This window comes from Pinisolibacter sp., from assembly GCF_036782435.1.
Classification (GTDB): Bacteria; Pseudomonadota; Alphaproteobacteria; order Rhizobiales; family Ancalomicrobiaceae; genus CALBKH01.
This window is the reverse complement of the sequence record NZ_DAIPZB010000032.1, coordinates 12,997-36,521: the sequence shown is the minus strand read 5'-3', so window position 1 is coordinate 36,521 and position 23,525 is coordinate 12,997. Positions and strand designations below refer to the sequence as shown.

Annotated in this window: 22 protein-coding genes; 12 read left to right on the top strand and 10 right to left on the bottom strand. The window is 69.3% G+C overall.

The window, feature by feature from the left end; all coding sequences use genetic code 11:
* Nucleotides 1–29: 29 nt before the first annotated feature.
* From V7Q42_RS14500 to maiA, 3 genes are all read left to right on the top strand, one after another.
* Entirely contained in the window at nt 30–995 is a 966-nt protein-coding gene (locus V7Q42_RS14500; protein ID WP_333824805.1) for an MBL fold metallo-hydrolase, read from the top strand.
* Between the two features lie 159 nt (nt 996–1,154).
* On the top strand, nt 1,155–2,444 hold the full coding sequence (gene fahA / locus V7Q42_RS14495) for a fumarylacetoacetase (RefSeq protein ID WP_333824804.1): 1,290 nt from the start codon (nt 1,155–1,157) through the stop codon (nt 2,442–2,444).
* A gap of 135 nt (nt 2,445–2,579) precedes the next feature.
* Nucleotides 2,580–3,215: a maleylacetoacetate isomerase gene (gene maiA, locus V7Q42_RS14490; protein WP_333824823.1), complete on the top strand. Its 636-nt coding sequence runs from the start codon at nt 2,580–2,582 to the stop codon at nt 3,213–3,215.
* A 22-nt stretch (nt 3,216–3,237) separates the two neighbouring features.
* Here the strand turns inward: maiA and V7Q42_RS14485 are convergent, their stop codons facing one another.
* Nucleotides 3,238–3,831, bottom strand: a complete 594-nt coding sequence (locus tag V7Q42_RS14485; RefSeq protein ID WP_333824803.1) for a TetR/AcrR family transcriptional regulator — start codon at nt 3,829–3,831, stop codon at nt 3,238–3,240.
* Nucleotides 3,832–4,198: 367 nt separating this feature from the next.
* On the opposite strand from V7Q42_RS14485, the gene V7Q42_RS14480 reads away from it, so the two are divergent.
* The 3 genes from V7Q42_RS14480 (at nt 4,199) to V7Q42_RS14470 (ending at nt 8,524) form a co-directional block, all read left to right on the top strand.
* The gene (locus tag V7Q42_RS14480) at nt 4,199–5,248 is read left to right on the top strand and encodes an HD-GYP domain-containing protein (protein ID WP_333824802.1); all 1,050 of its coding nucleotides are present in this window, start codon (nt 4,199–4,201) and stop codon (nt 5,246–5,248) included.
* 68 nt (nt 5,249–5,316) lie between these two features.
* The gene (locus tag V7Q42_RS14475; RefSeq protein WP_333824801.1) at nt 5,317–5,844 is read left to right on the top strand and encodes a hypothetical protein; all 528 of its coding nucleotides are present in this window, start codon (nt 5,317–5,319) and stop codon (nt 5,842–5,844) included.
* A 61-nt stretch (nt 5,845–5,905) separates the two neighbouring features.
* Entirely contained in the window at nt 5,906–8,524 is a 2,619-nt protein-coding gene (locus V7Q42_RS14470; RefSeq protein ID WP_333824800.1) for an ATP-binding protein, read from the top strand.
* Between the two features lie 10 nt (nt 8,525–8,534).
* Here the strand turns inward: V7Q42_RS14470 and V7Q42_RS14465 are convergent, their stop codons facing one another.
* Nucleotides 8,535–9,191 (bottom strand): glutathione S-transferase family protein, encoded by a 657-nt coding sequence (locus V7Q42_RS14465; RefSeq protein ID WP_333824799.1) that lies wholly within the window; start codon nt 9,189–9,191, stop codon nt 8,535–8,537.
* 198 nt (nt 9,192–9,389) lie between these two features.
* Between V7Q42_RS14465 and V7Q42_RS14460 the strand changes: the two genes are divergently transcribed.
* Nucleotides 9,390–10,604, top strand: a complete 1,215-nt coding sequence (locus V7Q42_RS14460) for a polyhydroxyalkanoate depolymerase (protein WP_333824798.1) — start codon at nt 9,390–9,392, stop codon at nt 10,602–10,604.
* 115 nt (nt 10,605–10,719) lie between these two features.
* On the opposite strand, the gene V7Q42_RS14455 is transcribed toward V7Q42_RS14460, so the two are convergent.
* The 4 genes from V7Q42_RS14455 to V7Q42_RS14440 form a co-directional block, all read right to left on the bottom strand.
* Nucleotides 10,720–11,280, bottom strand: a complete 561-nt coding sequence (locus V7Q42_RS14455) for a cytochrome b (RefSeq protein WP_333824797.1) — start codon at nt 11,278–11,280, stop codon at nt 10,720–10,722.
* A gap of 536 nt (nt 11,281–11,816) precedes the next feature.
* Complete coding sequence (locus V7Q42_RS14450; RefSeq protein WP_333824796.1) at nt 11,817–12,509, bottom strand: SDR family oxidoreductase; 693 nt, start codon at nt 12,507–12,509, stop codon at nt 11,817–11,819.
* Nucleotides 12,510–12,632: 123 nt separating this feature from the next.
* Nucleotides 12,633–13,151: a GNAT family N-acetyltransferase gene (locus V7Q42_RS14445; RefSeq protein ID WP_333824795.1), complete on the bottom strand. Its 519-nt coding sequence runs from the start codon at nt 13,149–13,151 to the stop codon at nt 12,633–12,635.
* Complete coding sequence (locus V7Q42_RS14440) at nt 13,148–14,218, bottom strand: polysaccharide deacetylase family protein (protein WP_333824794.1); 1,071 nt, start codon at nt 14,216–14,218, stop codon at nt 13,148–13,150. Before V7Q42_RS14440 ends, V7Q42_RS14445 begins: the two co-directional genes overlap by 4 nt.
* 115 nt (nt 14,219–14,333) lie before the next feature.
* Between V7Q42_RS14440 and V7Q42_RS14435 the strand changes: the two genes are divergently transcribed.
* Both V7Q42_RS14435 and V7Q42_RS14430 read left to right on the top strand, forming a co-directional pair.
* Entirely contained in the window at nt 14,334–15,137 is an 804-nt protein-coding gene (locus V7Q42_RS14435; RefSeq protein ID WP_333824793.1) for an extensin-like domain-containing protein, read from the top strand.
* A gap of 75 nt (nt 15,138–15,212) precedes the next feature.
* Entirely contained in the window at nt 15,213–16,499 is a 1,287-nt protein-coding gene (locus V7Q42_RS14430) for an ornithine decarboxylase (RefSeq protein WP_333824822.1), read from the top strand.
* 36 nt (nt 16,500–16,535) lie between these two features.
* Here V7Q42_RS14430 and V7Q42_RS14425 read toward each other — a convergent pair whose 3' ends face one another.
* The 4 genes from V7Q42_RS14425 to V7Q42_RS14410 all read right to left on the bottom strand — a co-directional run bounded on the left by V7Q42_RS14425 (nt 16,536) and on the right by V7Q42_RS14410 (nt 20,249).
* Nucleotides 16,536–17,327 carry an ABC transporter permease gene (locus V7Q42_RS14425; RefSeq protein ID WP_333824792.1) on the bottom strand — a complete coding sequence of 264 codons (792 nt, stop codon included), beginning with the start codon at nt 17,325–17,327 and terminating at the stop codon, nt 16,536–16,538.
* Complete coding sequence (locus tag V7Q42_RS14420; RefSeq protein WP_333824791.1) at nt 17,324–18,325, bottom strand: ABC transporter permease subunit; 1,002 nt, start codon at nt 18,323–18,325, stop codon at nt 17,324–17,326. Before V7Q42_RS14420 ends, V7Q42_RS14425 begins: the two co-directional genes overlap by 4 nt.
* Entirely contained in the window at nt 18,318–19,439 is a 1,122-nt protein-coding gene (locus V7Q42_RS14415) for an ABC transporter ATP-binding protein (RefSeq protein ID WP_333824790.1), read from the bottom strand. The genes V7Q42_RS14420 and V7Q42_RS14415 overlap by 8 nt, the downstream gene beginning before the upstream one ends.
* 96 nt (nt 19,440–19,535) lie before the next feature.
* Entirely contained in the window at nt 19,536–20,249 is a 714-nt protein-coding gene (locus tag V7Q42_RS14410) for a CDP-alcohol phosphatidyltransferase family protein (protein ID WP_333824789.1), read from the bottom strand.
* 175 nt (nt 20,250–20,424) lie between these two features.
* On the opposite strand from V7Q42_RS14410, the gene V7Q42_RS14405 reads away from it, so the two are divergent.
* Genes V7Q42_RS14405 through V7Q42_RS14395 form a run of 3 tightly spaced genes read left to right on the top strand, consistent with a single transcriptional unit; the run spans nt 20,425 to nt 23,182 of the window.
* Nucleotides 20,425–21,216, top strand: a complete 792-nt coding sequence (locus V7Q42_RS14405; RefSeq protein ID WP_333824788.1) for a DnaJ family molecular chaperone — start codon at nt 20,425–20,427, stop codon at nt 21,214–21,216.
* Nucleotides 21,217–21,266: 50 nt separating this feature from the next.
* Nucleotides 21,267–22,139, top strand: coding sequence for an N-acetylmuramoyl-L-alanine amidase (locus tag V7Q42_RS14400; protein ID WP_333824787.1), 873 nt, complete (start codon nt 21,267–21,269; stop codon nt 22,137–22,139).
* On the top strand, nt 22,136–23,182 hold the full coding sequence (locus tag V7Q42_RS14395) for a transglycosylase SLT domain-containing protein (RefSeq protein WP_333824786.1): 1,047 nt from the start codon (nt 22,136–22,138) through the stop codon (nt 23,180–23,182). Before V7Q42_RS14400 ends, V7Q42_RS14395 begins: the two co-directional genes overlap by 4 nt.
* Nucleotides 23,183–23,525 lie beyond the last annotated feature (343 nt).

Sequence of the window (23,525 nt, the reverse complement as noted above, 5' to 3'; positions counted from 1 at the left end):
CGCCCCACCACTCGAAAGGAACGTGCCCCATGTCGACGACCAAGGCCTTCGCCTCGCAGGCCGACCTCGAAGAGAAGAAGGTCACCTTCGCTCAGATCTCCGAGCACGCCTGGGCCTACACGGCGGAGGGCGATCCCAACACCGGCATCGTCATCGGCGACGACTCGGTGATGGTGCTCGACACCCAGGCGACGCCGGTGATGGCGCAGGACGTCATCCGCCGCATCCGCGAGGTGACGGACAAGCCGATCGAATGGGCGGTGCTGTCGCACTATCACGCGGTGCGCGTCCTCGGCGCCGAGGGCTATCGCTCGGCGGGCCTCCGCAACGTCGTCGCCAGCCGCGCCACCTGGGAGATGATCGTCGAGCGCGGCGAGCAGGACAAGGACAGCGAGATCGGCCGCTTCCCGCGCCTGTTCCGGGCGGTGGAGAGCGTGCCGGGGCTGACCTGGCCGACCATCGTCTTCGACAAGAAGCTGACCATCCGTCTCGGCAAGGTCGAAGTGGTGCTCGATCAGATCGGCCGCGGCCACACCAAGGGCGACACCATCGCCTGGCTGCCGCAGGAGGGCGTGGTGTTCTCCGGCGACCTCGTCGAATACGGCGCCACGCCCTATGCCGGCGACGCCCATTTCGGCGACTGGCCGGCGACCCTCGACCGCATCGCGGCGCTCGATCCGGTGGCGCTGGTGCCGGGGCGCGGCGAGGCGCTGGTCGGTAAGGACAAGGTCAAGGAAGGCATCGAGGGGACGCGGTCCTTCCTCGTCGATCTCTATGCCTCGGTGAAGGCGGGAGCCGCGGCGGGGCACGACCTCAACCGCATCTACAAGGACACCTACGCGGCGCTGAAGCCGAAGTACGGCCACTGGGTGATCTTCGATCACTGTCTGCCCTTCGACGTCACCCGCGCCCTCGACGAGGCGCAGGGGCTCGACCATCCGCGGATCTGGACCGCGGAGCGCGACCGCGACATGTGGGCGGCGCTCGAGGGGTGAAGGGGCCTCTCCTCGACCGGGACGGCACGCCGGAGCGAAGACCCTCTCATCCGGTCCTCTCCCCCCTCGAGGGGGGAGGGGACGCAGGCGGCGCGGCCTTCTTCGACAGCACTTCTTCCCGGTCCGTCAGACGGGGGCATCGATCGGAGTACGAGACTCATGAACCCGACCAACGATCCCTCTCTCGTCTCCTGGGTGGCGAGCGCGCAAGGGTCGGACTTTCCGATCCAGAACCTGCCGTGGGGGATCTTCTCCACCGAGGGCGACGAGCGGCGGCGCGCCGGCATCCGCATCGGCGCCGGTGTCCTCGACGTCGACGCGTTGCAGGCGGCCGGGCTCCTCGACGCGTCGCTGCCGAAGGGCGTCTTCGCCACCGGCACGCTCGACGCCTTCATCGCCCTCGGGCGCGGGACGTGGTCGGCGGTGCGGGCGCGGCTGTCGGAGCTGCTCCGCGCCGACGTCGCGACGCTGCGCGACGACGCGATCCTGCGCACCCGGGCGCTGGTGCCGGTCGCGGCGGCGGAGATGCATCTCGCCGTCTCGGTCGGCGGCTACACCGATTTCTATTCGTCGCGCGAACACGCCACCAACGTGGGGAAGATGTTCCGGCCCGACGCCGAGCCGCTGTTGCCGAACTGGCTGTCGATTCCGATCGGCTACAACGGGCGAGCTTCCACCATGGTCGTCTCGGGGACGCCGGTTCGCCGGCCGCTCGGGCAGATGAAGGCGCCGAGCGCGCCGGCGCCGTCCTTCGGGGCGTGCCGGAAGCTCGACTTCGAACTGGAGATGGCGGGCGTCGTCGGGCGGTCGAACCCGATGGGCGAGGTGATGACCGTCGCCGAGGCCGACGCAGCGATCTTCGGCTGGGCGCTGCTCGACGACTGGTCGGCGCGCGACATCCAGGCCTGGGAATACGTGCCGCTCGGACCGTTCCAGGCCAAGGTCTTCGCCACCTCGATGGGGGCGTGGATCGTCACCGCCGAGGCGCTGGAGCCGTTCCGGGTCGACGGACCGGCACAGGATCCCGCGCCGCTGCCCTATCTGCGGCAGCCTGGGCCGATGAACCTCGACGTCGAACTCGAGGTGGCGATCCGCCCGAAGGGGGCGAGCGAGGTGACGGTGATCTCGCGCACCAACTTCGCCCACATGTACTGGTCGACGGCGCAACAACTCGCCCATCACGCGATCTGCGGCTGCGCCATGAACATCGGCGACATCATCGGTTCGGGGACGATCTCGGGACCGACGCCGGACAGCCTCGGTTCGCTGCTCGAGCTCACCTGGAACGGCCAGCGGCCGATCACGCTTTCCGAAGGTTCGACGCGGACCTTCCTCGAGGACGGCGACACGGTGATCATCACCGGCCGGGCGAAGCGGGACGGCCTCTCGATCGGCTTCGGCACCTGCGAAGGCGAGATCCTGCCGGCGCACGTGCGCGAGGGGTGGTGACGGGGAACGGCTGCGCCGCAGGCACTTCCTTCCCCCGCAAGGGGGAGGGGGAGGGGGAGGCGGCGCGCCGCCGGACGTGACGAGAAGCCCTCGCCCCGGGAGAGGGAGCACGGCACCACAGGCATGAGGATCACCATGAAGCTCTACGGCTATTTCCGTTCCTCCGCCGCTTGGCGGCTCAGGATCGCGCTGGCGCTCAAGGGGCTCGCTCACGACGACGTCTTCGTTCATCTGCGCAAGGGCGAACAGCGCGAGGCGGCGCATCTGGCGCGCAATCCTCAGGGTCTCGTGCCGGTGCTCGAACTCGACGACGGCACGATGCTCACCCAGTCGCTCGCCATCCTCGAATGGCTCGAAGAGACCCGTCCGACGCCGCCGCTGCTGCCCACCGATCCGCTCGAGCGGGCGAAGGCGCGGGCCGTCGCGCTGGCGATCGCCTGCGAGATCCACCCGGTGCAGAACCTCGGGGTACTGAACCGGTTGCGCCGTGACGCCGGCTTCGACGATGCACGGGTCACCGCCTGGGCGGCGGCGGTCAACGCCGAAGGACTGGAAGCCTGCGAGGCGATGGTCGCCGATCGGCCCGGCGGGTTCCTCTTCGGCGATCGGCCGACGGTCGCCGAGATCTGCGTCGTGCCGCAGCTCGGCAACGCCCGGCGCTTCGGTGTCGACGTGTCGCGCTTCCCGCGGCTGCTCGCGGCCGAGGCGGCGGCGATGGAGATGGCCGCCTTCGCCGACGCCGTACCGGGGCGGCAGGCGGACGCGGAGTGAGCCGCGGTCGCGCGATTCAGGGTCAGCGGGCGTCGACGGCGCCGAGCACCATGTCGACGTGGAGGGCGACGAGTTCGTCCTCGTTCATGCGACCGCCGGGGCGATACCACTCGCAGATGCCGGTGAGCATCCAGATCAGGGCGAAGGTGGTGACGCGCGGATCGGCGACGCGGAAGAAACCGCGTTCGGCGCCGGCCACCAGGATGTCGGTCAGCTTCTGCTCGTAGCGCTTGCGCAAGGCGACGATCGAGGCGCGGTTCTCCGCCTCGAGGCTGCGCAATTCGGAGTTGGCGATGTAGACCAGCATGCGCCGGGTCATGTGGTAGCGCAGGTGGAAGCCGGCGAAGGCGATCAACCGGTCGCGCGGCTCGACCGGTTCGGTGAGCGCCGCGTCGCAGGCGGCGAGCAGCGTCTCCATGTGATCGCGGACGATGTCGTAGAGCAGCGCCTGCTTGGTCTCGAAGTGATTGTAGAGCGAGCCCGGCTGGATGCCGACTTCCGCCGCGAGGCGACGCAGGCTCATCGCCTCGAAGCCGTGTTGCCAGATCAGGCGGATGCCGGCCTCGCGCACCGCGGCAGCGGTCTTCTCGCCGTTCGATCCCGTCGTGCGCGCCATGTTCCGTCCCGGTCGCTTTCCCGTCGAATGGATTAAGTCGGCGCGGCGCGGTTGGAAAGCCCTCTTTCGGAGAAAGCCGCTCGGTCGCGTCAAGGGTTCGCCGGGCGAACCCGGTCCGTGCCGGATCGTGACGGTCTCGCCGGGGCGGTGATCGCGGCTCGATACCGGGGGCTCGCTAAAATCTTAGTAAAAAAAGTAATGATCTCTCATCGTAAACGTATCCGTCGCGACTGCCTTCATTCTTTCCTTATAATTGGATTCATATTCAATTCACTCATGCAAGACGTTTTGCGCGTATCGCGTATGTATTCTGTTGATGAAAGTCGCAATCCGTGGATTCACTGAGGCCATGGAACGGAGGCATGCGATGCATACGGTTCTGATGGTCGACGACAACATGACCAATCTGGTGCTGGTGCGACATCTGGTGACGCGGATGGAGGGCTGCGAAGCTCTCGCCTTCACCGATCCGGGGGCCGCGCTCGCCGCGCTCGCCGATACCGAGGTCGACATCGTCCTCGTCGACTACCGCATGCCGGAGATCGACGGCATCGAGTTCATCCGCCGGATGCGCGCCATGCCGCGCCACGAGCACGTGCCGATCGTCATGGTGACGACGGTCGACGAGCGCGACGTCACCATCGAGGCGCTCGAGGCCGGGGCGACCGATTTCCTCACCAAGCCGCTGGAGCCGATCGAGTTCAAGGTCAGGATGCGCAATCTCCTGGCGTTGCGCGGGGCGCAGAAGCGGCTCGCCGAACGGGCCGCCCGGCTCGACGCCGAAGTGGCGGAGAAGACCCGCGATCTGATCGAACGCGAGCGCGAGATCATCTGGCGCCTGTCGAAGGCGACCGAACGGCGCGACACCGACACAGGCGACCACATCGCCCGCATGTCGCGGATCTGCGGCATCGTCGCCGAGGAACTCGGCCTGCCGGAAGAGGAGTGCCGTCTCGTCGAGATCGCCTCCCAGATGCACGACGTCGGCAAGGTCGGCATTCCCGACGAGATCCTGTTCAAGCCCGGGCCGTTGTCGGCGGAGGAGCGCCGGGTCATGGAGACCCATGCGACGCTCGGCTGGAACATCCTCGAGGGGTCGAAGTCGCGCCTGCTGCAGATGGCCGCCGACATCGCCGTGTCACATCACGAGCGCTGGGACGGGCGTGGCTATCCGCGCGGTCTTTCCGGCGAGGCGATCCCGCTCGCCGGGCGCATCACGGCGCTCTCCGACGTCTTCGACGCGCTGATGTCGGTGCGTCCCTACAAGCCGGCCTGGCCGCTCGAGAAGGCGCGCGCCCTCATCGAGGAGAACACCGGCAAGCATTTCGATCCCGCCTGCGTCGAGGCGTTCTTCGCCCGCTGGGACGAGATCGTCGCCATCGCCGGCACCGCACATCACGACGAAGCGGCGGCGTGAGAATCCCGCCACGAGGAAGATCCCGGCGCCGCCGACATCCCCGACACCCGTAACGAAGGAACGCCCGTATGAGCCTTCGCACCGCCCTCTTCGCCGTGGCCGCGCTCGGCTTCGGCTTCTTCGCCTCGCCCGCCGCGATCCTGTCGGCTCATGCCGGAGGGCTCACCACGCCGACCGGCGAGGTGATCCTGACCATCACCGGCAAGATCGCAAAGGCCAACGCCGGCGGCGCCGCGACCTACGATCTGGCGATGCTCGAGGCGCTGCCCGGCCGGGCCACCGAGACCGAGACGCCCTGGACCAAGGGCAAGGTGAAGTTCGAAGGGCCGCTCGGCGCGGCGCTCCTCGACCAGATCGGCGCGTCGGGCACGACGCTGAAGATCGTGGCGCTCAACGACTACGCCGTCGAAGTGCCGGTCGAGGACTTCCGCAAGTGGCCGGTGATCCTGGCGACCCGCAAGGACGGCAAGCCGATGCCGGTGCGCGACAAGGGACCGATCTTCGTCATCTATCCCTTCGACCTCGATCACGCGCTCTACAACGAGAAGATCTTCTCGCGCTCGGCGTGGCAGGTGAAGTCGATCGAGGTGCAGTGAGCCGCGAGGCCCGCCGATGATCGGCGGGCCTTCGCCGCGTCTCGGCCGGAGGGGGATCGCCATGTCGAAGCCGTCGTCGAAGTGGCCTCTGGTGCGCGCGGCGGTCGTGCGCAACAAGGGACTGGTGTCGCTGATCGCCGTCGGTCTGATGCTTCTCGCCGCGGTGATCGCGTTCTTCCACGCGCTGTGGGTCCGGCAGAACTCGTCGGCGGTGAGCATCCGCGAGGATGCCCTGTGGGCGACCTATCAGACGGATCGCGAGGTCGGCAGGCTGTATTTCGCCCTGCACGACTTCGCAAGCGGCCACTCGAACGGGACGTTCGACGAGGTCTTGCAGCGTTTCGACATCCTCTACAGCCGTCACGAGGTGATGGAAGAGGCGGATTTCCCCGGCAAGTTCCGTTCGGACGGCAAGCTTCAGCGATTGACGGAGGCCTTCAGTCGGCAGATTCACGACCTATTGCCGTTGTTCGACCGGTTCGCCGCGGAGAAACAAGCGGATGCGGCGGATCTCGAGACGGCGATCGACAAGGTCACGGCGTTGCGGTCGGCGACCGAAGCCCTGCTCCAGGCCACCAACCACGTGCAACTCTCCATCCAGGTGGAGGATCGCGAGGCGACCTCGCGCATCTACGCTTGGCTCGCCGGCACGGTCCTGGCGCTGATGACGGCGGTCGGCGCGGTGATCGTGATGATCTGGCGCCAGTTGAAGCAGAACGAGATCTCGCGCTTCCGTCTGCAACGGCTCAGCGAAGAACTGGGCCGCTCGGTGGAGGCGGCGGAGGCGGGCAACAAGGCGAAATCCGCCTTCCTCGCCACCATGAGCCACGAGATCCGCACGCCGCTCAACGGCATCATCGGCACCGCCGAACTGATGTCGACGGGTAGGCTCGACGCCGAACAGATCGAACAACTGTCGACCATTCGTCAGTGTTCCGACGCGTTGATCGCGCTGATCAACGACATCCTCGACTTCTCCAAGCTCGAATCCGGCACGATCGATCTCGAGCGGCGGCCGATCGAACTCGCCGAGGTGATCGACGGTGTGGTCGAGATGCTGTCGCCCAAGGCGGAGGCGAAGGGGCTCGACTTCGTCGCCTCCTATCCGCTCGCGGCCTACGAGACCGATCCGACGCGGCTGCGTCAGGTGCTGATCAATCTCGTCGGCAACGCGGTCAAGTTCACCGATTACGGCGCGGTGGTGATCCGGGCGCGCGAGGTGGTCGGCTTCGACGGCGGACGGCGACTGCGCATCGAGGTCGAGGACACCGGCGTCGGCATCGCCGCGAGCGCCGTCGGCCGTCTCTTCACCGAATTCTCGCAGGCCGACGCCTCGATCGGCCGGCGCTTCGGCGGCACCGGCCTCGGCCTCGCCATCTCCAAGCGCATCGTCGAGGCGATGCAGGGCCGTATCGGCGTGGACAGCGTCGAGGGGCGCGGTACCACCTTCTGGATCGACGTGCCGGTGGGCGTCGTCGAGGGCGCCGTCGAGACGTTGCCCGGCGCCGGCCTCAAGGGTGCGCCGCTCGCCGCCTCGCCGCTGGTGCGCACGGCGCTCGCCCGCGATCTGAGGGCGCTCGGCGTGGAGATCGTTCCGTTCTGGCGACACGGCGTCCCGGTCGATCTCACGGTCGTCGATCACGCCGGGTGGGAGGCGCGCCAAGGCGGGCCGGAGGCGATCGATCCGGTCGCGGCGGTGGTCTTCGGCTTCGGGACGCGGACGCTCGCCGGGCGGGTGTCGGCGGTGGTCGACGGGGCGATGACGACGCGGCGTCTCGCCCGCATTCTCACGCACCGGGTCGCCGGCACGGCGCCCTCGTCCGCCTTCGACGCGGCGCGCCCGCGCGGCGTGGAAACACGCTTCACCGGCCACGTGCTGGTGGTCGAGGACAATCCGGTCAATCGCAAGGTCGCCGTCGGCATCCTCGGCCGCATGGGGCTCTCGACCGAGACGGTGGTCGACGGTCTGCAGGCGGTCGAGCGTCTCGCCAAGGGCGGTGTCGATCTGGTGTTGATGGACATGCAGATGCCGGTGATGGACGGGCTCGAGGCGACGCGGCGGATCCGCGCCGACGGCGGCACGTCGGCGTCGGTGCCGATCGTCGGCCTCACCGCCAACGCCTTCGCCTCCGACCGGGCGGCCTGTTTCGAGGCGGGGATGGACGATTTCGTGATGAAGCCGGTCACCCGCGATCGTCTCCGGGCGGCGCTGGCGGCGCATCTGCCGGAGATCGACGTGGCGGGTCCGGGCGACGTCGCGACGGCATCGGTCGTGCCGGCCACATTCGCCGAAGAGACGGCCGGCGCATCGAGCGTGCTCGATCGTGTCCACCGGCGCCATCTCGCCGAGCAGATCGGCGAGGACGGCGTCGCAGAACTCACCGAGGTCTTCGTCGCCGATGCCACGGCGCTCGTCGACGAGCTCGCCGGCGCCTATGCGGCGAGCGATCGCGACGGGGTGCGGCGGGTGTTGCACACGCTGACGGGGGCGGCGTCGAACGTCGGCTGTGCCGGCGTCGTGGCGGCGATCACGGCGATCCGCGAGGTCGGCCTCATGGATTGTCCCGATCTCGTCGGCCGGCTCGGCGCGGCGGTGATCGCGGCGCGTCAGGCGCTCGAGGCGGAGGCCGCGGCGGGTGCGCCCGCGGTGACGCGGATCACCCGAGAGGCGACCGGCTGAAGGGTCGGCGTCAGAACTCGACGTCGAGTTCGTCGAGTTCCTCGGGTTCGGCGAGCGCCGCGGCGATCCAGTCCTGCATCGGCGCCCAGTTCATGATGGCGCGGCGGTACGCCTCGCAGGTCGGGTCGAGCTTCACGTCGTAGGTGGTGAAGCGGGCGGCGACGGGGGCGTACATGGCGTCGGCGAGTGTCGGCGTTTCGCCGAACAGGAACGGTCCGCCGGAGAGCGCGAGCGCTTCCTTCCAGATGGTTGCGATGCGTTCGATGTCACCGTTGGCACCGGCCCAGACCTTGAAGTTCGGGTAGTGCCCCTTGAGGTTCATCGGCAGCGCCGAACGCAGGTTGGCGAAGCCGGAATGCATCTCGCCGGCGATCGAGCGGCAATGGGCGCGGGCGACGCGCTCCTTCGGAAGAATGCCGGCCTTCGGCTTCAACTCGTCGAGATATTCGGCGATCGCCAGCGTGTCCCAGATGTCGAGACCGTCGTGGGTCAGGCACGGCACCAGGAACGACGGCGAGAGCAGCAGCAGTTCGGCGCGGGTGTTCGGATCGTCGATCGGCAGGACGCGCTCCTCGAAGGCGAGCCCGCTCATGCGGCAGAGCAACCAGCCGCGCAGCGACCAGGACGAGTAGTTCTTGCTCGAGATGGTGAGCGTCGCCGTGGACATCGAACCCGTCCTCCCTGGACCGAGAGCCCGGTGATCGGACGGGTCTCGGATGGCCACGGGGATCGACGAAGGGCGGCCCGTGGAATGTGAGAATTATCTCGCACGTGCGAGTAAATTGCACTAGGCTTTTCACGTATCGCGGCCGTCAGGGGAGAGACCGGCGGCGATGCCCCAACTTCCTCCGCCGGTGACGGGTCGATGCTCTATCTCGCCTACGAGAGCCAGAACGGGCTCATGGACCCGATCCGCACTGTCGCCGTGTCGATGCTGCGGATGCTCGGGACCGGAGCCGCGAACGGTGCTGCGTCGAGCTTCGCGTCGCTGGCGGCGGCCTACGAGATGATCGCCCGCGCCGGCCTCAGCCACACCCGTCCGTCCTACGGTATCGACGAGGTGATGGTCGGCAACGAGATGGTGAAGGTCGAGGAGAAGCCGCGCTTCGTCGCGCCCTTCGGCACGCTGCTCCACTTCAAGAAGGACGTGGCGTCGCCGCAGCCGCGCGTCCTCGTCGTCGCGCCGCTGTCCGGTCATTTCTCGACGCTGCTGCGCAACACGGTGAAGACGCTCTCCTCCGAGCACGACGTCTACATCACCGACTGGCACAACGCCCGCGACGTGTCGCTGGCGCGCGGCGGCTTCGGATTCGAGGACTACGTCGAGACGCTGATCACCTTCCTGCAGATCATGGGCCCCGGCACCCACGTGGTGGCGGTGTGCCAGCCCTGCGTGCAGGTGATGGCGGCGGCGGCGGTGATGGCGGAGACCGACGACCCGGCGCAGCCGCGATCGATGACGCTGATGGCCGGGCCGATCGATACGCGCGTCAACCCGACCAAGGTCAACGAGCTGGCGACGTCGAAGCCGATCGAGTGGTTCGAGCGCAATCTCATCGCATCGGTGCCGGGGCGCTATTCGGGCGCCGGACGGCGGGTCTATCCCGGCTTCGTCCAACTCTCCGCCTTCATGTCGATGAACATGGACCGTCACATCAAGGCGCACGCCGAACTCTACGAGAACCTGGCCAAGGGCGAACACGAGAAGGCCAGGGCGACCAAGGATTTCTACGACGAGTATTTCGCCGTGCTCGATCTCGCCGCCGAGTTCTATCTCGAGACGGTGCGCTGGGTGTTCCAGGAGGCGCGGCTGCCGCGCGGCGAGATGACCTTCCGCGGCTCGAAGATCGACACCCGCGCCATCCGCCGCACAGCGCTCCTGACGGTGGAGGGCGAGCGCGACGACATCTGCTCGCTCGGCCAGACCGCGGCGGCGCACGATCTGACGCCGTCGCTGAAGCCCTATCGCAAGCGCCACCACATGCAGGCCGGCGTCGGCCACTACGGCGTCTTCTCCGGCAAGCGCTGGGAGCACCAGATCTACCCGATCGTCCGCAACGTCATCCTGGCGTCGGAGTGAGGCGTTCCAGGCGCGCGAAACGAAGAGAGCCCCGGAGACGATCCGGGGCTCTCTTCGTTTCGGCGAATGGGCGGACGTCGCAGCCCTGCGATCGCTCGGCGGAGTGCGGTTCGCTTCAACCCTTGGCGAAGGGTTTCATCTTGATCAGCGTGCGGTCCTTCAGCACCGCGTGGTGGAGGATGCCGGCGACGGCGTGACCGAAGGCGACGAGCATCAGCAGGTGGGCGAAGATCTCGTGCATCTCCGAGACCGTGCCTTCGAAGGGCTGCTTGGTCGCCCACGGCGAGGCGATCTCGAAGAGGCCGAAGAAGGGCACCGAGCGGCCGTTGGCGAAGGAGGTGACGATGCCGCCGATCGGCACGCCGATCATCAGCAGATAGAGGAGGGCGTGTCCGGCCTTGGCGGCGAGACCGGCCCAGGGCTCGAACGGGGTCTTCTCGGTCTCGGGCGCGGTATGGGTGGCGCGCCACAGCAGCCGCAGGGCGAGAAGCGCCAGGATCAGGACGCCGACGCTCTTGTGGGCGAACATCAGCGTGCCGCGGGTCTCGCGCGCGGCATCCTCGGCGACGACGCCGATCACCCAGGCGAGCGGGATGAGCAGCGCCATCGACCAGTGCAGGGCCTTGGTGACGGGGTCCCAGGCGAGGGGACGGGCGGTGGTGTCGAGCGTGGTCATGGTATCTCCGAGCGCGAAAGAGGCGGCGCGCGGGTCGTCGCCGTCGTCTCTCGCGTATCAGACGCCACGACCATGTCGACTTAAAGGTCGGTAAGGATCGGCGTCGCCGTCGCGGTGCGACATTCGCGACACGCCGGACCTCGAAGGGGGCATCGGAGCAGCCGAGAAAAGCGAAAGGCCCGATCGGGCGACCGGGCCTTTCGAAACTGCGAGAGCGGCTCGGCCGCTCTGTCTCATCGGGTGGGAGCGGCTGGGCCGCTCGGCCTCGTCGAAACCGAACTCACAGAATCCCGACGACGATGGCGGTGACGACGAAGAACGCGGCACTGACCATCACGATTTCGACGGTCCGGCTCAACATGGCGGTCATATCGTTCCTCCCTCATTTCTTCTGTCCACGAAGGAAGGGTAAATGCGAGTGTCCCCTCGCGGAAGCGCAATTCGTCGCTGCAATGCCGTCGAATTCCGACAAAAAGTTTCCGCATCAGCGAAAGGACGGCCTCGCCGGCGACGGGCGCCGGCGAGGCCGAGGGCTCTCACCAGGGCACGGTGGCGCCGTCCCAGGCGAGGAACTCCGGCGAGTGCGACAGGCTCATGCGGTCGACGATGCGGGTGATGCCGGTGGCGCTCATTTCCGGTGTGATCTCGGCGTCGGGGCCGCCGATCTCGGTCTTCACCCAGCCGGGATGGCAGGCGGCGACGGCGATGCCCTCGCCCTTGAGGTCGGTGGCCAGACACTGCACCACCTTGTTCAGCGCCGCCTTCGAACTGCGATAGGCGACGTGTTCGGAGCGCGTGAAGGCCATCGACCCCATGCCGCTCGACACCGAGAGGATCTTGGGATGCGAGCCGAGCCGCAGGTTGGGCAGGAACGCCTGGGCGACGGCGAGCGGCGCCAGGGTGTTGACCTTCAGCGTTTCGATCCAGCCGTCGAAATCCATGTCGAGGGTCGATTGGCGCTCCGGTCCCTTCGTGCCGGCGTTGTTGATCACCACGTCGATCGGCCGGCCGGCGAGACGTTCGGCGAGGGCTGCGAGAGAAGCGGCGTCGGTGACCTCGAGGTGGTGCACCTCGATCCGGTCGGGGTGCTGCGCCATCACCGCGGCGAGGCTCTCGAGGTGTTCGGGTTTGCGCACGGTGGCGATCACCCGATCGCCGCGGCCGGCGAAGGCTTCGACGAGGGCGAGGCCGATGCCGCGGTTGGCACCGGTGATCAGGATCGTCTCCATGGCGGGTCGCCTCCTGTCGCGAAACGGTCGAACACGAGAAGAATGGGCTCTTCGATCGCAAAGGGAAAGGGGCGGCGGGACAGGGATCTTCGGGCCGCGTTCCTCACTCCGCGACGCGGGTGATCAGACGAGCGGCGGGCCGAGTACCTTGCGCAGGAAGAACTCGGTCTGGCCGAGGATCGCGATGTCGGGGAGCGGGCCCACTTCGACGAAGCCCAGGGCGGCATAGGCGGCGCGGGCCGGCGCGTTCCAGTCGGTGACGCAGAGCCAGATGTTGGTCGCCTCGCCTTCGACCTCGCGGCCCATCCAGTCGACGATCGCGCGGCCGATGCCACGGCGCTGCGCCTCTTCGAAGAGGGCGAGGACCTCGACGTAGGGGCCGCGCATGAACGGGTGGCGCAGCGACACGAAGCCGACCGGGCGGCCGTCGATGCGCACCGCATAGCGGAAGGTCGCCGCCATCGGCCGGGTCATGTAGGCGACGAAGCTCGATACCGGGCGGCCCATCGAGGCCCAGGGATCGAGGGTGGCGATGCGGGCGGCGATCTCCTCGACGTCGTCGCCGAGCGGGCCGAGAACGCAGACGCCGAGGTCGTGGGTCGCGGACGAGAAGGGGGCGGGGTGCGGGGTGGGCGTCGTCATGGCGTCGGCTTCACGATGGAGGGGCGCAACGGAAGTGCGGCCGGGGCGGAAGGGCCGCTCGGGGCGGCGGCCCTCGGTATGCCCGGGATGCCCGGCTTCTGCGGCTCGGGCAGAGGCTTCGGGTTCGGCTTGCGACCGCGGGCGTCGTATTTGTCGGTGTCGCCGGGGCGGGCGTCGAAACAGGTCTCGGTGATCACCGGTCGGCCGGCGGCGAGGAGTTCGCCGACCGTGACGAAGTGATAGCCGCGCTTCGCCAGCCCGTCGAGGATGCGTGGCAGGGCGGCGCCGGTGCGGAAGCCGCGGCCGTTGGCGTGGGCGAGAACGATCGAGCCGGGGCGGACGGAGGCCAGCGTCGTGGCGACGATCGCGTCGGCGGAGACGAAGGGCGAGGGATCGCCGGTCGACACGTCCCACTGGATCGCCGCCATGCCGGCATCGGCGACCGCCGCGAGCGAGCGGGCATCGCAGGCGCCGAAGGGGAAGCGCAGATATTTCGATCGCTGCGTCGCACCCCGGGCGTCGGGGTGCGGGCAGATCGGACCGGTGACCGCGGCGCGGAAGGCGGCCTCGGGGGCGAGGATCTCGCGCCGCAGCTTGTCGCCCTCGGCGAAGCGCAGATTGGCGTGGCTCCAGGTGTGGTTGGCGATCTCGAACAGCGGATCGGCGGCCATCTCGCCGAAACGGCCGGGATGGGTGGCGGCCCAGTGGCCGCCGACGAAGAGGGTCGCCGGAATCCTGCGGCGGCGCAGTTCGTCGACGATCTCGCCGTCGTAGCCGGCGACCTCGCCGGCGGTCTCGCAGAAGTCGAAGGTCAGCGCCACGAGCTTCACACCCGGCGGCAGGTCGACCCGGCGGACCGAACCGCGCAAGCTCGGTGCGAGCGGTGCGGCGGCGGGGAGTGCGGCGAGATCCGGCATCGCGACGGCGGCGCCGGGCGCGCGAGGGTGGACCACCTTCTCCGCCGGCGACCAGGGCGCGCCGCACTGCGGCGCCGGCGTTTCGGCCGCCGCTGCAGCGGTGGCGAGAAGGAGCGCGAGGAGAGCGGGGGCGGCGGCGCGGGACGGCATCGCGGGGGGGCCGTGTGGTTCGCGCCCTTCTCGCGGCGCATTTCGGCCGATTCGCGGCGATCGGGCACGGTGACGTTAACGGACCCTTTCCGAATTGGCGCGCATCGTCGAGATCATGAAGCGTGCTCTGTATCTCGTTCTCGCTTGCACGGTCGCGGGCTCGGTCGGCGGCTGCTCCCTGTTCGGCTCCTGGTGGGGGCCGAAGCGCGCCGCTTGGCGCTCGAAGGCCGAGTCGGCCTGCCTCTCCTCCGGCGCCGTGGTGCCGGGACCGGACGTGCGTCCGATGGGCGAATACGACGGTCCGGGGGCCTGCGGTGCCGATCGGCCGTTCAAGGTCTCGGCGGTCGGGCGCTCCTACAAGGTGCCGCTCAGCAAACCGACCGACATGAACTGCCCGATGGTGGCGGCGGTCGACAGTTGGCTCGAACGCATCGTCCAGCCGCAGGCGATGGCGCAGTTCGGCCAGCCGGTGGTCGGCGTCGAACACATGGGCACCTATTCCTGCCGCAACATCTCCGGCCACCGGCAGATGTCCGAACACGCCTACATGAACGCCATCGACGTCTCTGGCTTCAAGCTCGCCGACGGGCGCACCGTGCGGGTGAAGTCGGGCTGGCGATCGGCCGACGCGTCGGAGGCGAACTTCCTGCGTGCGGTCGGCGGCGACGCCTGTCAGGACTTCACCACGGTGCTCGGCCCCGGCGCCAACGCCGCGCACCAGGACCATCTGCACCTCGATCTCGCCCGCCATTCCAAGGGCCGGCGCGTCTGCCGCGGCGGCGACATCCCGGTGCCGCAGGGCGGGCGGATGTTCTCGTTCTTCAAGGACGATTCGATCATCACCGGTTCGATCGGCGAGGGCTCGAAGAGCGGCGGTCTCGACGACGGGTGGGCCGACGACGCCGACATCGAGGAATGAGCGAGCGCGCATCTGGACGATGACCCGATCCTGCACGATCCTCCCGACGACCACGTCGGGAGGACGCCCATGACCATGCCGAGGTTCGAGACCGGCCGCGAAGCGGCGCTGAAGCTGAGGCCGGATTCGCCGGTCTACTGCTTCCGGCCGAAGGTGCTCACCCGCGACGTGAAGACCTTCCTCGAGGCTTTCCCGGGCAAGGTCGCCTATGCGGTGAAGACCAACGGCGAGCCCTTCGTCCTGAAGACGATCGCCGAGGCCGGGGTCGGCGCCTTCGACGTCGCCTCGCGGCACGAGTTCGAGGCGGTCGCCGGCGTCGCGCCGCGGGCCGAGCAACTCTACATGCATCCGGTCAAGGCGCTCTCCGACATCCGCACGGCGCTCGAGCGTTTCTCCATCCGCACCATGGCGCTCGACCATCCGGACGAGTTCGAGAAGATCCGTCTCGTCGTCCAGGCGCTCGATCTCGATCCCGGCGAGATCTCGCTGTTCGTCCGCCTCGCCACCAAGGGCCATGCGGCCTACGAGCTCTCGAAGAAATTCGGGGCGGCGCCGGGTGAAGCGGTGGAGTTGTTGCAACGGGTCGAGCGGCACGGGTTCCGGCCGGGGATCTGCTTCCACGTCGGTTCCCAGGTCGAGGACATCGCCACCTACGACACGGCGCTGGCGCTCGCCGCGCAGGTGCGGCGGCAGGCCGGGGTGCGGCTCGTCGGGCTCGACATCGGCGGCGGCTTTCCCGCGCCCTACGGTCGCGATCCGCGCGGGCCGGAGAAGGCGGTGCCGGATCCGGCGCGGCTCACGCGCGACATCGCCGCCGACGTCGCCCGACACGGCTTCGACGACGTCGAGCTGGTGGCGGAACCGGGGCGGGTGATGGTGGCCCGCTCGCTGTCGGTGATCGTGCGGGTCCTGCTGCGCGATGGCAAGCGCATCTACATCAACGACGGGATCTGGGGGTCGCTCTCCGACAGCTGGACCGGCAAGATCACCCTGCCGGCCCGCCTCATCCCCGATCCGGCGCGCAAGCGGCGGGTGGGCGATCCGACCCGGCTCGATGATTTCCGCATCTGCGGCGTGACCTGCGACTCGGTCGACATCCTGTCGCGGCCGTTCTGGCTGCCGTCGACGGTCGATACCGGCGACTTCATCGAGATCGGCCACATCGGCGCCTATTCGCTGTCGCTGAGGACCCGCTTCAACGGCTTCTATCCCGACACCTTCGTCGAGGTCGATCACGCCTTCGAGGACGATCGCGACGGCCTCGAGGGCTTCGCCACGGTCGAGACCTGGGGCGAACCGGAGACGGAAGCGGTGGCGGGGGAGAACGAGGCGCGGGCGCCGCATTCCGACCGGGCGTCGTGACGGCGAGGGGCCGGTCGGTCGCGGACCGTGTGGGTCTCACCCCGGACGTCGGGCGACCCACGCTCGGATCACGACCACGACGAGCGCCGCGGTCACCAGGAGGGCGCCGACGAGGCCGGTGGCGTCGACCGCCGGGGAAGAGCCGGCGACGATCCGCGCCGAGAGCTCGGTGACGAAGGTTCGTTCGGTGCCGATGGCGGCGATGGTCGCATCGTGGTCGACGAAGGACAGGACGAAGGCGCCGATCGCGGCGAGCGGCACGGCCGGCACCAGATGCGGGGCGAGGATGTGCCGCATCACCAGCGCCGGCGACGCGCCGAGGTCGACGGCGGCGTGTTCGAGGGCCCGGTCGAGGCTCGCCAGCCGCAACAGGAAGAGCGTCGTCGTGCAGGCGGCGATCCGGCTCGACTGGGCGAGGATCGCGAGCCCGAGACCGCTCTCGATGCCGAACCGGTGCCAGAAGACCGACGTCGCCAGACCGACCGCGAGACCGGGGACCAGGATCGGCGCGACCATCGCTGCGAAGAGAACCGCGGCGGTGCGGACCGACAGCCGATCGAGAGCCAGAGCGCCGGTGAGACCGAGCGGGACCGTCACCGCCGTCACCACGAGGCCGACGAGGAGGGAGACGCCGAGCCCGTGCATCAGCGCCGCGTCGGCGAGGAGTGCGGAGACGCCGCGCGCCGGCGATCCCGATGCCGCGGCCGAGAACGACGGGCCGAGATGGGTCGCGAGGATCACGAGGATCGGTGCGAACAGGAAGAGCAGGACGAGGCCGACGGGGAGATCGCGCCGGATGCGGACGAGGCTTCGGCGGGGTTCGGTCACGACCGGCACCTCCGCAGGGCGAAGTCGCAAGGGCGGACGCCGAAGAGCCGCAACAGGAGGAGGGCGCCGAGAAGGCCGACGACGGCGGCGGTGACCGCGAAGGCCGCGGTGGGGCCTTCGCCAGCGGCCGCGGCGATCCGCTGCCACAACAGCAGGGTGAAGCCGCCGCCGCCACGGCCACCGGCCATGATCCACGGCACGGCGAAGGATCCGAAGGAGACCAGGAAGGTCGCGGCCGCGCCGACGGCGAGGCCCGGAGCGGCCTGGGGCAGGACGATGCGGGTGAGGATGCGTGAGTGCGACGCCCCGAGATCGCGCGCCGTATCGACCAGCCGGCGATCGAAGCGCCGCAAGGCGGCGACGATCGGCAGGATCATGAGGACCGCCTGAGTGTGGATCATCGCCGGCAGGATCGACCACGACGCCCCGAGATCGCCGCCGAGGCCGGTCGGTCCGAGGAACAGCCGCCACGCATGGAGGCGCAGCGGCTCGAGCAGGCCGTAGGGCAGCACCAGCGCGACGAGAAGCAGCGGCGCCCGGGCGCCGCGCGCGGCGAGGGCGGCCGCCCAGGCCACGGGCCAGCAGACGACGAGCGTGAGGGCGGTGGTCAGCAGCGAAAGACCGAGACCGGAGAGGAGGGCGCGGCCGGGCGTGCCCACCAGCTCGGCATAATTGGCGATGGTCGGCTCGACGGTCGGCTCGCCGCCCTGGCGCACCGACCAGCGGGCGCGATCGGCGAGCAGGCGGATGCGGCGGTCGAGTTCGGCGCGGCGTTCGGGGTCGGTGGCGCGTTCCCAGTCGCGCCGGGTGGCGGCGAGGTCGTCCTCGATGCGCCGGAGTTCGAGGCCCGCTTCGGTCGGCTTCGTCTCGACGGTGACGGCCGAGCGGAGGACGAGACCGGCGAAGGGGGCGGTGACGAGGCCGATCACCCAGACGCCGACCAGGAGCCAGATCACGGCGCCGAGGCGCAGACCGAAGGCGCGGAAGACCTCAGCCATCGCCGTCTCCCGTTGCTGCGGCCGGGAAGGCGAGCGCGTCGTCGGCATGGACGGCGAGGGCGTGGAGACTGGCGATCAGCAGTTCGCGCCGCCCGAGATTGGGCCGGTGCATGCGCAGGTGCACGTCGGCGAGAGCGAAGTCGTAGGCGATGGTCGCGCCTTCGACGCTGCGGCCGACGAGATCGCCGCGCAGGTGGTTCCAGCCCTCGGCATCGGCCTCGGCGAGGCCGCCGTCGCGGCGATCGTGGTCGAGCAGCAGGCGTTCGGGGCGGATCATCACCTCCACCGCATCGCCGGGCGCGATGCGACCCGGGGCGGTCGCGACGACGGGTCCGACGGCGGTCTCCACCGCGACGCGGGCACCGCGCACTTCGGCGACGCGGCCGGGAAGGACGTTCTGCTCGCCGACGAAGCGGGCGACGAAGGCCGAGGACGGACGACCGTAGAGCCGATCGGGCGTGTCGACCTGTTCGATGCGACCGGCGTTCATCACCGCCACCCGGTCGGACAGGGCGAGGGCCTCGCCGTGGTCGTCGCCGATGGCGAGCACGGTGGTGCCGGTGTCGCGCCGGATCGTCTTCAACGCGGCGCGCAGGTCGCGGCGGCGGTCGAGCGCGACGGCGGCGAGCCATTCGTCGAGGAGGAGCACCGCCGGTTCGACGGCTAGAGCGCGGGCGAGCGCGACGCCGCTGCGCTCGGCCGCGTCGAGGTCGGCGGGACGACGCTCGCCGATACCGGGAAGGCCGACGCGGTCGAGCAGTTCGGCGGCGCGGGTGCGGCGCGTCGACCGGGGGACGCCGCGCGCCTCGAGACCGAAGGCGACGTTGTCGATCGCGCTCATGCGCGGGAAGAGCGCCGGCTCGGAGAAGATCGTCACCGTCGGGCGGCGGTCGGGGCCGAGATCGGTGACGTCGACGCCACCGATCATCACGCGACCGAGCGTCGGGGTGAGGAAGCCGCCGACGGCACGCAGCAGCGAGGACTTGCCGGCACCGGTGGGGCCGAGAATCGAGAAGAACTCGCCGGCGGCGATGTCGAGATCGGTCGGGTGGAGCGCGACCGTGTCGCGGTGGACGACCGACAGGCTCTTCGACCGAACGTCCTTACCGTGCATGGGGGAATCCTGGTGGTGACGCCTCGGGTGGAGCCGACCGGCCGCGACCCGGGCGACGATCCGGCACACTCGGTCGGCGCCCGCATCGGATGTCGCTCACTCCGCCCAGGGCGAGTGGCGGACCAACGGCAGGGCGAGAAAATAGAGCGCCACCACGACGAAGCCGACCTTGATGGGCCAGTCGACCACGAGCCCCTGGACGAGGGCGGCGCTGGCCAGGGCGAACCACAGGATGGTGACGGCGATGGTGACGATGCGCAGCTTCACCACCCGGAGCGGGTGGACGAAGACGACCGGCACGAACATCGCGACGGTGCCGAGAACGAGAAGTGCGGCCGAGACCATCCACGGCAGGCGCAGCACGAAGAGATAGAGGACGGCGATGTTCCACAGGGCCGGGAAGCCGCGGAACCAGTGGTCCTTGGTCTTCATGTGGGTGTCGGCGAAATAGAGCGTCGAGGCGAGCGTCACCACGAGGCCGAGCCAGAAGGCGACCGGGGTCGGCATCAGGTCGGAGCGCCACAGGGCGATCACCGGCACCAGCACATAGGTGAGGAAATCGACGACGAGATCGAGGACGACGCCGTCGATGCGCGCCGCGGTCTCGTGGACCTTGGCGGCGCGGGCGAGCGTGCCGTCGATGCCGTCGATGAACAGGGCGAGGCCGAGCCAGGCGAAACAGATGGCGAAATCACGCTCGATCGCCGCATAGAGGGCGAGCAGCGCCACCGCGCCGCCGGAGGCGGTGAAGACGTGGACGGAGAAACCGGCTGCCCGCCGGACCGGTTCCGGCTTGTCGTCGAACGTCATTCCGCATCCCTCGGGCGCGCGACGGTGGGCGCCGATCGTGGTCGGGGTCGCTCGCCCCGCCTGGACAGCTAGAAAGCACGCATGCGACGATCCGGCAATGTTCGACGTTTCGACGGCGTCGCAAAAAGGTGAGATGCGGCGTCGGCGGACGTCATCGTATCGGACGGAGGGGCCGGTGTCGGGGAAGCGGTGGGACGAGCGCTCGGAGGCTGTCGAGGAGCGGCTCGACGAGGCGCTCGAAGAGGTGCGCGAACTGCGCGCCGGCCTGTGGCAGAATCTGGCGCAGGTCGCCGGTTTCGTCGGCGATCTGACGGGTCTGTCGCCGTTGTGGGACCGCATCTCGTCGTGGGTCGGCGAGCGGGCGGCGGCGCGCGGGCCGGTCGCCTTCACCGTGGCGCTGATCGCGCTTTCCGCCAAGATGGCCAAGGCCGACGGTATCGTCACGGCGGAAGAGGTCCAGACCTTCCGTCGGGTGGTCGAGATTCCGCCGGGCGAGGAGAGGAACGTCGAGCGGCTGTTCGATCTCGCGCAGCGCGACATCGCCGGTTACGAGGTCCATGCGGCGCGCATCCGCGATCTCGCCAAGGGCGACCGGGTGTTCCTCGAGGACGTGCTCGAGGGGCTCTTCCTCATCGCCGCCGCCGACACCTTCGTGCACGAGCGGGAAATGGCCTTCCTCGAACGAGTGGCCGAGATCTTCGGCGTCGAGGATCGTCGCTTCGAGTCGATCGCCGCGGGTTTCGTCAAGCGACGCGGACCCGATCCCTATCGGGTGCTCGGGGTGGCGCGCGACGCCGAAGACGAAGCGGTGAAGAAAGCGTGGCGCAGGGCGGTGGCCGAATGCCATCCCGATCGCCACTTCGCCCACGGGCTGCCGGACGAGGCGATGGCGATCCTCACCGACCGGCTCGCTGCGCTCAACGCCGCCTGGGAGGCGGTGCGCCTGGAACGCGGGCTGGCGAAGTGAGGAAGTGGGGGACCGTGGCGGACGTCGCTGCGGCGGAGTAGAATGCCCCCATGACCGAGATCCCCGAGGCGGTGGCCTTCGAACCGGATACGCCGCTGGTCGACGAGGTGCGTCCGTCGCCCAATCACGGCGAACGGCGCGGGCGTTTCGCCCATGCGCCCGCCGACATGCTGCTGCTGCACTACACCGGCATGCCGGCGGGGCGTGGCCTCGGCGCCGCCGAGCGGGCGATCCGTTGGCTGACGATGCCGGCCTCGGAGGTCTCGGCCCATTACGTCGTCGACGAGGGCGGCCGCATCACCCAACTGGTGCCGGAGATGCGGCGGGCGTGGCACGCCGGGCGCGGCGCCTGGGGCGAGGACGCCGACGTCAATTCCGCCTCGATCGGCATCGAGATCGTCAATCCCGGCCACTGGTGGGACATGAACCTCTCGCCCGATCGCGATCCGGCGACGCCGGTCGAGGTCCATCCGGGCTACCGGCCGTTCCCGGACAAGCAGATCGACGCGGTGATCGCGCTCGGGCGCGACATCATCGCCCGCAACGGCATCCCGGCCGACCGGGTGCTGGCGCATTCCGACATCGCGCCGGGGCGCAAGCGCGACCCCGGCGAACTCTTCCCGTGGGCGCGTCTGGCGCGCGGCGGGGTCGGGCTGTGGGTGGCGCCGGTGGAGCGCGGCGAGGGGCACGTGCTCGCCCCCGGCGAAGCCTCGCCGCCGGTCGCGGCGTTGCAGGCGATGCTGAGGTTGCACGGCTACGGCGTCGAGGTGACGGGCGTCTACGATGGCGCCACCACGGCGGTGGTCGAGGCGTTCCAGCGGCATTTCCGCCCGTCTCGCGTCGACGGCATCGCCGATCCGGGGACGGTGGCGACCCTGCGCGCCCTGCTCGAAGAACGTGAGAGACGGGAGGCGGTCGCATGAGGCGGCGGGCGCTCCGGATGATCCGCAGGGCGGGGCTGATCGCGCCGACGCTGGTGGCGATGGCGGCGCATGCCCAGTCGATCGGCCCGGCGGCGAAGGACAGCCGCGACCGCGAGATCGCGCCCGCCGCGGCGCGTCTTTCGCCCGACCCGGGCGATGTGGCGCCGGCCGATCCGGTGGGGGCGGCCTTCGATCTCTTCCCATCGCGGCGCGCGGCGACCCCGCCGCCGCCGAAGGTCGAGGCGACGCGGAGCGAACCGGCGCAGCCGCCGCCGGCGGCGATCGCCGAGGTCGAGCCCGGCGTGGTGGCGGTGGAACGCCCGGCGGTGCCGGTGGCGGTTCCGAACATTCCGGTTGCGCCGGCCGTTGCGGCGATGGCGGGCGACGCGATGGCCGCTTATGCGCCGACGACGATGTCGTCGCAGCCGACCGATCGGGTTTTCGTCGGGGCGCCGACGGCACAGGCGTTGGCCGGTGCCTTCGTGCCGCGGCCGATGAACGTACCGCTGCCGCGTCGGCGGCCGGCGGACGGCGGGACGGAGGCGGCGGCGGAGCCGACGTTGCGGCTCGCCTCGCTCGAACCGGAGCCGGTGCGCGGGCCGACGCCGGAGGCGGCGCCGATCGCGGCGGAAGGTGTGTTCGGCGAGCCGAAGAAGATCCCCAGGGCGGCGGAGCCCTACATGGCGCTTCTGCGACGCGAGGCGGCGGCCAACAAGGTGCCGCTGTGGCTCGCCGTCGGCGTCGGTTGGGTGGAGAGCAAATACCAGCCGAATCTACGCGGCACCCACGGGGTGGTCGGGCTGATGCAGGTGATGCCGTCGACGGCGCGCTACCAGGGCTACAAGGGGCCGACGGAGAAGCTCCTCGATCCCGAGACCAACATCGTCTGGGGCATGCGCGAACTCGGCTGGACCTGGAAAGAAGCCAAGGGCGACGCCTGCCTCGCCATCGCCAAATACAAGGGCGGCATCCGCACCAAACGGATCTCCCCGGCGGCTGCCGACTATTGCCGCAAGGCCAAGACGGTGACGGGGATGGGGTGAGGCCGGGCGGCGACGGCGGCCGTAACGTGCGATGCGCGCGAGCGAATTGCACCGGCGGCGCCTCTTCGGCGTAGGGCGTCGGCCGGCTGTCGAACCGGGAGCGGTAGGTGTCGCGGGTGAGGCCTCAATATGTCGTCATTCGAAATTGACCGGAACGAACAGGTTAAAATTATGTGTGATCAACCTACTGACAGTAAGACGCTATTTACTTCACTGCAGGCCGAGTTGAACTCAAGGGTTCTTTCTCGTGTTTCCATAAATATCGGCCACATGCAAACGATAACAGCGTTTTCTGCAGGATTTATAATTACTAGAATTGCGCAGGGTAATTATATTAATATTT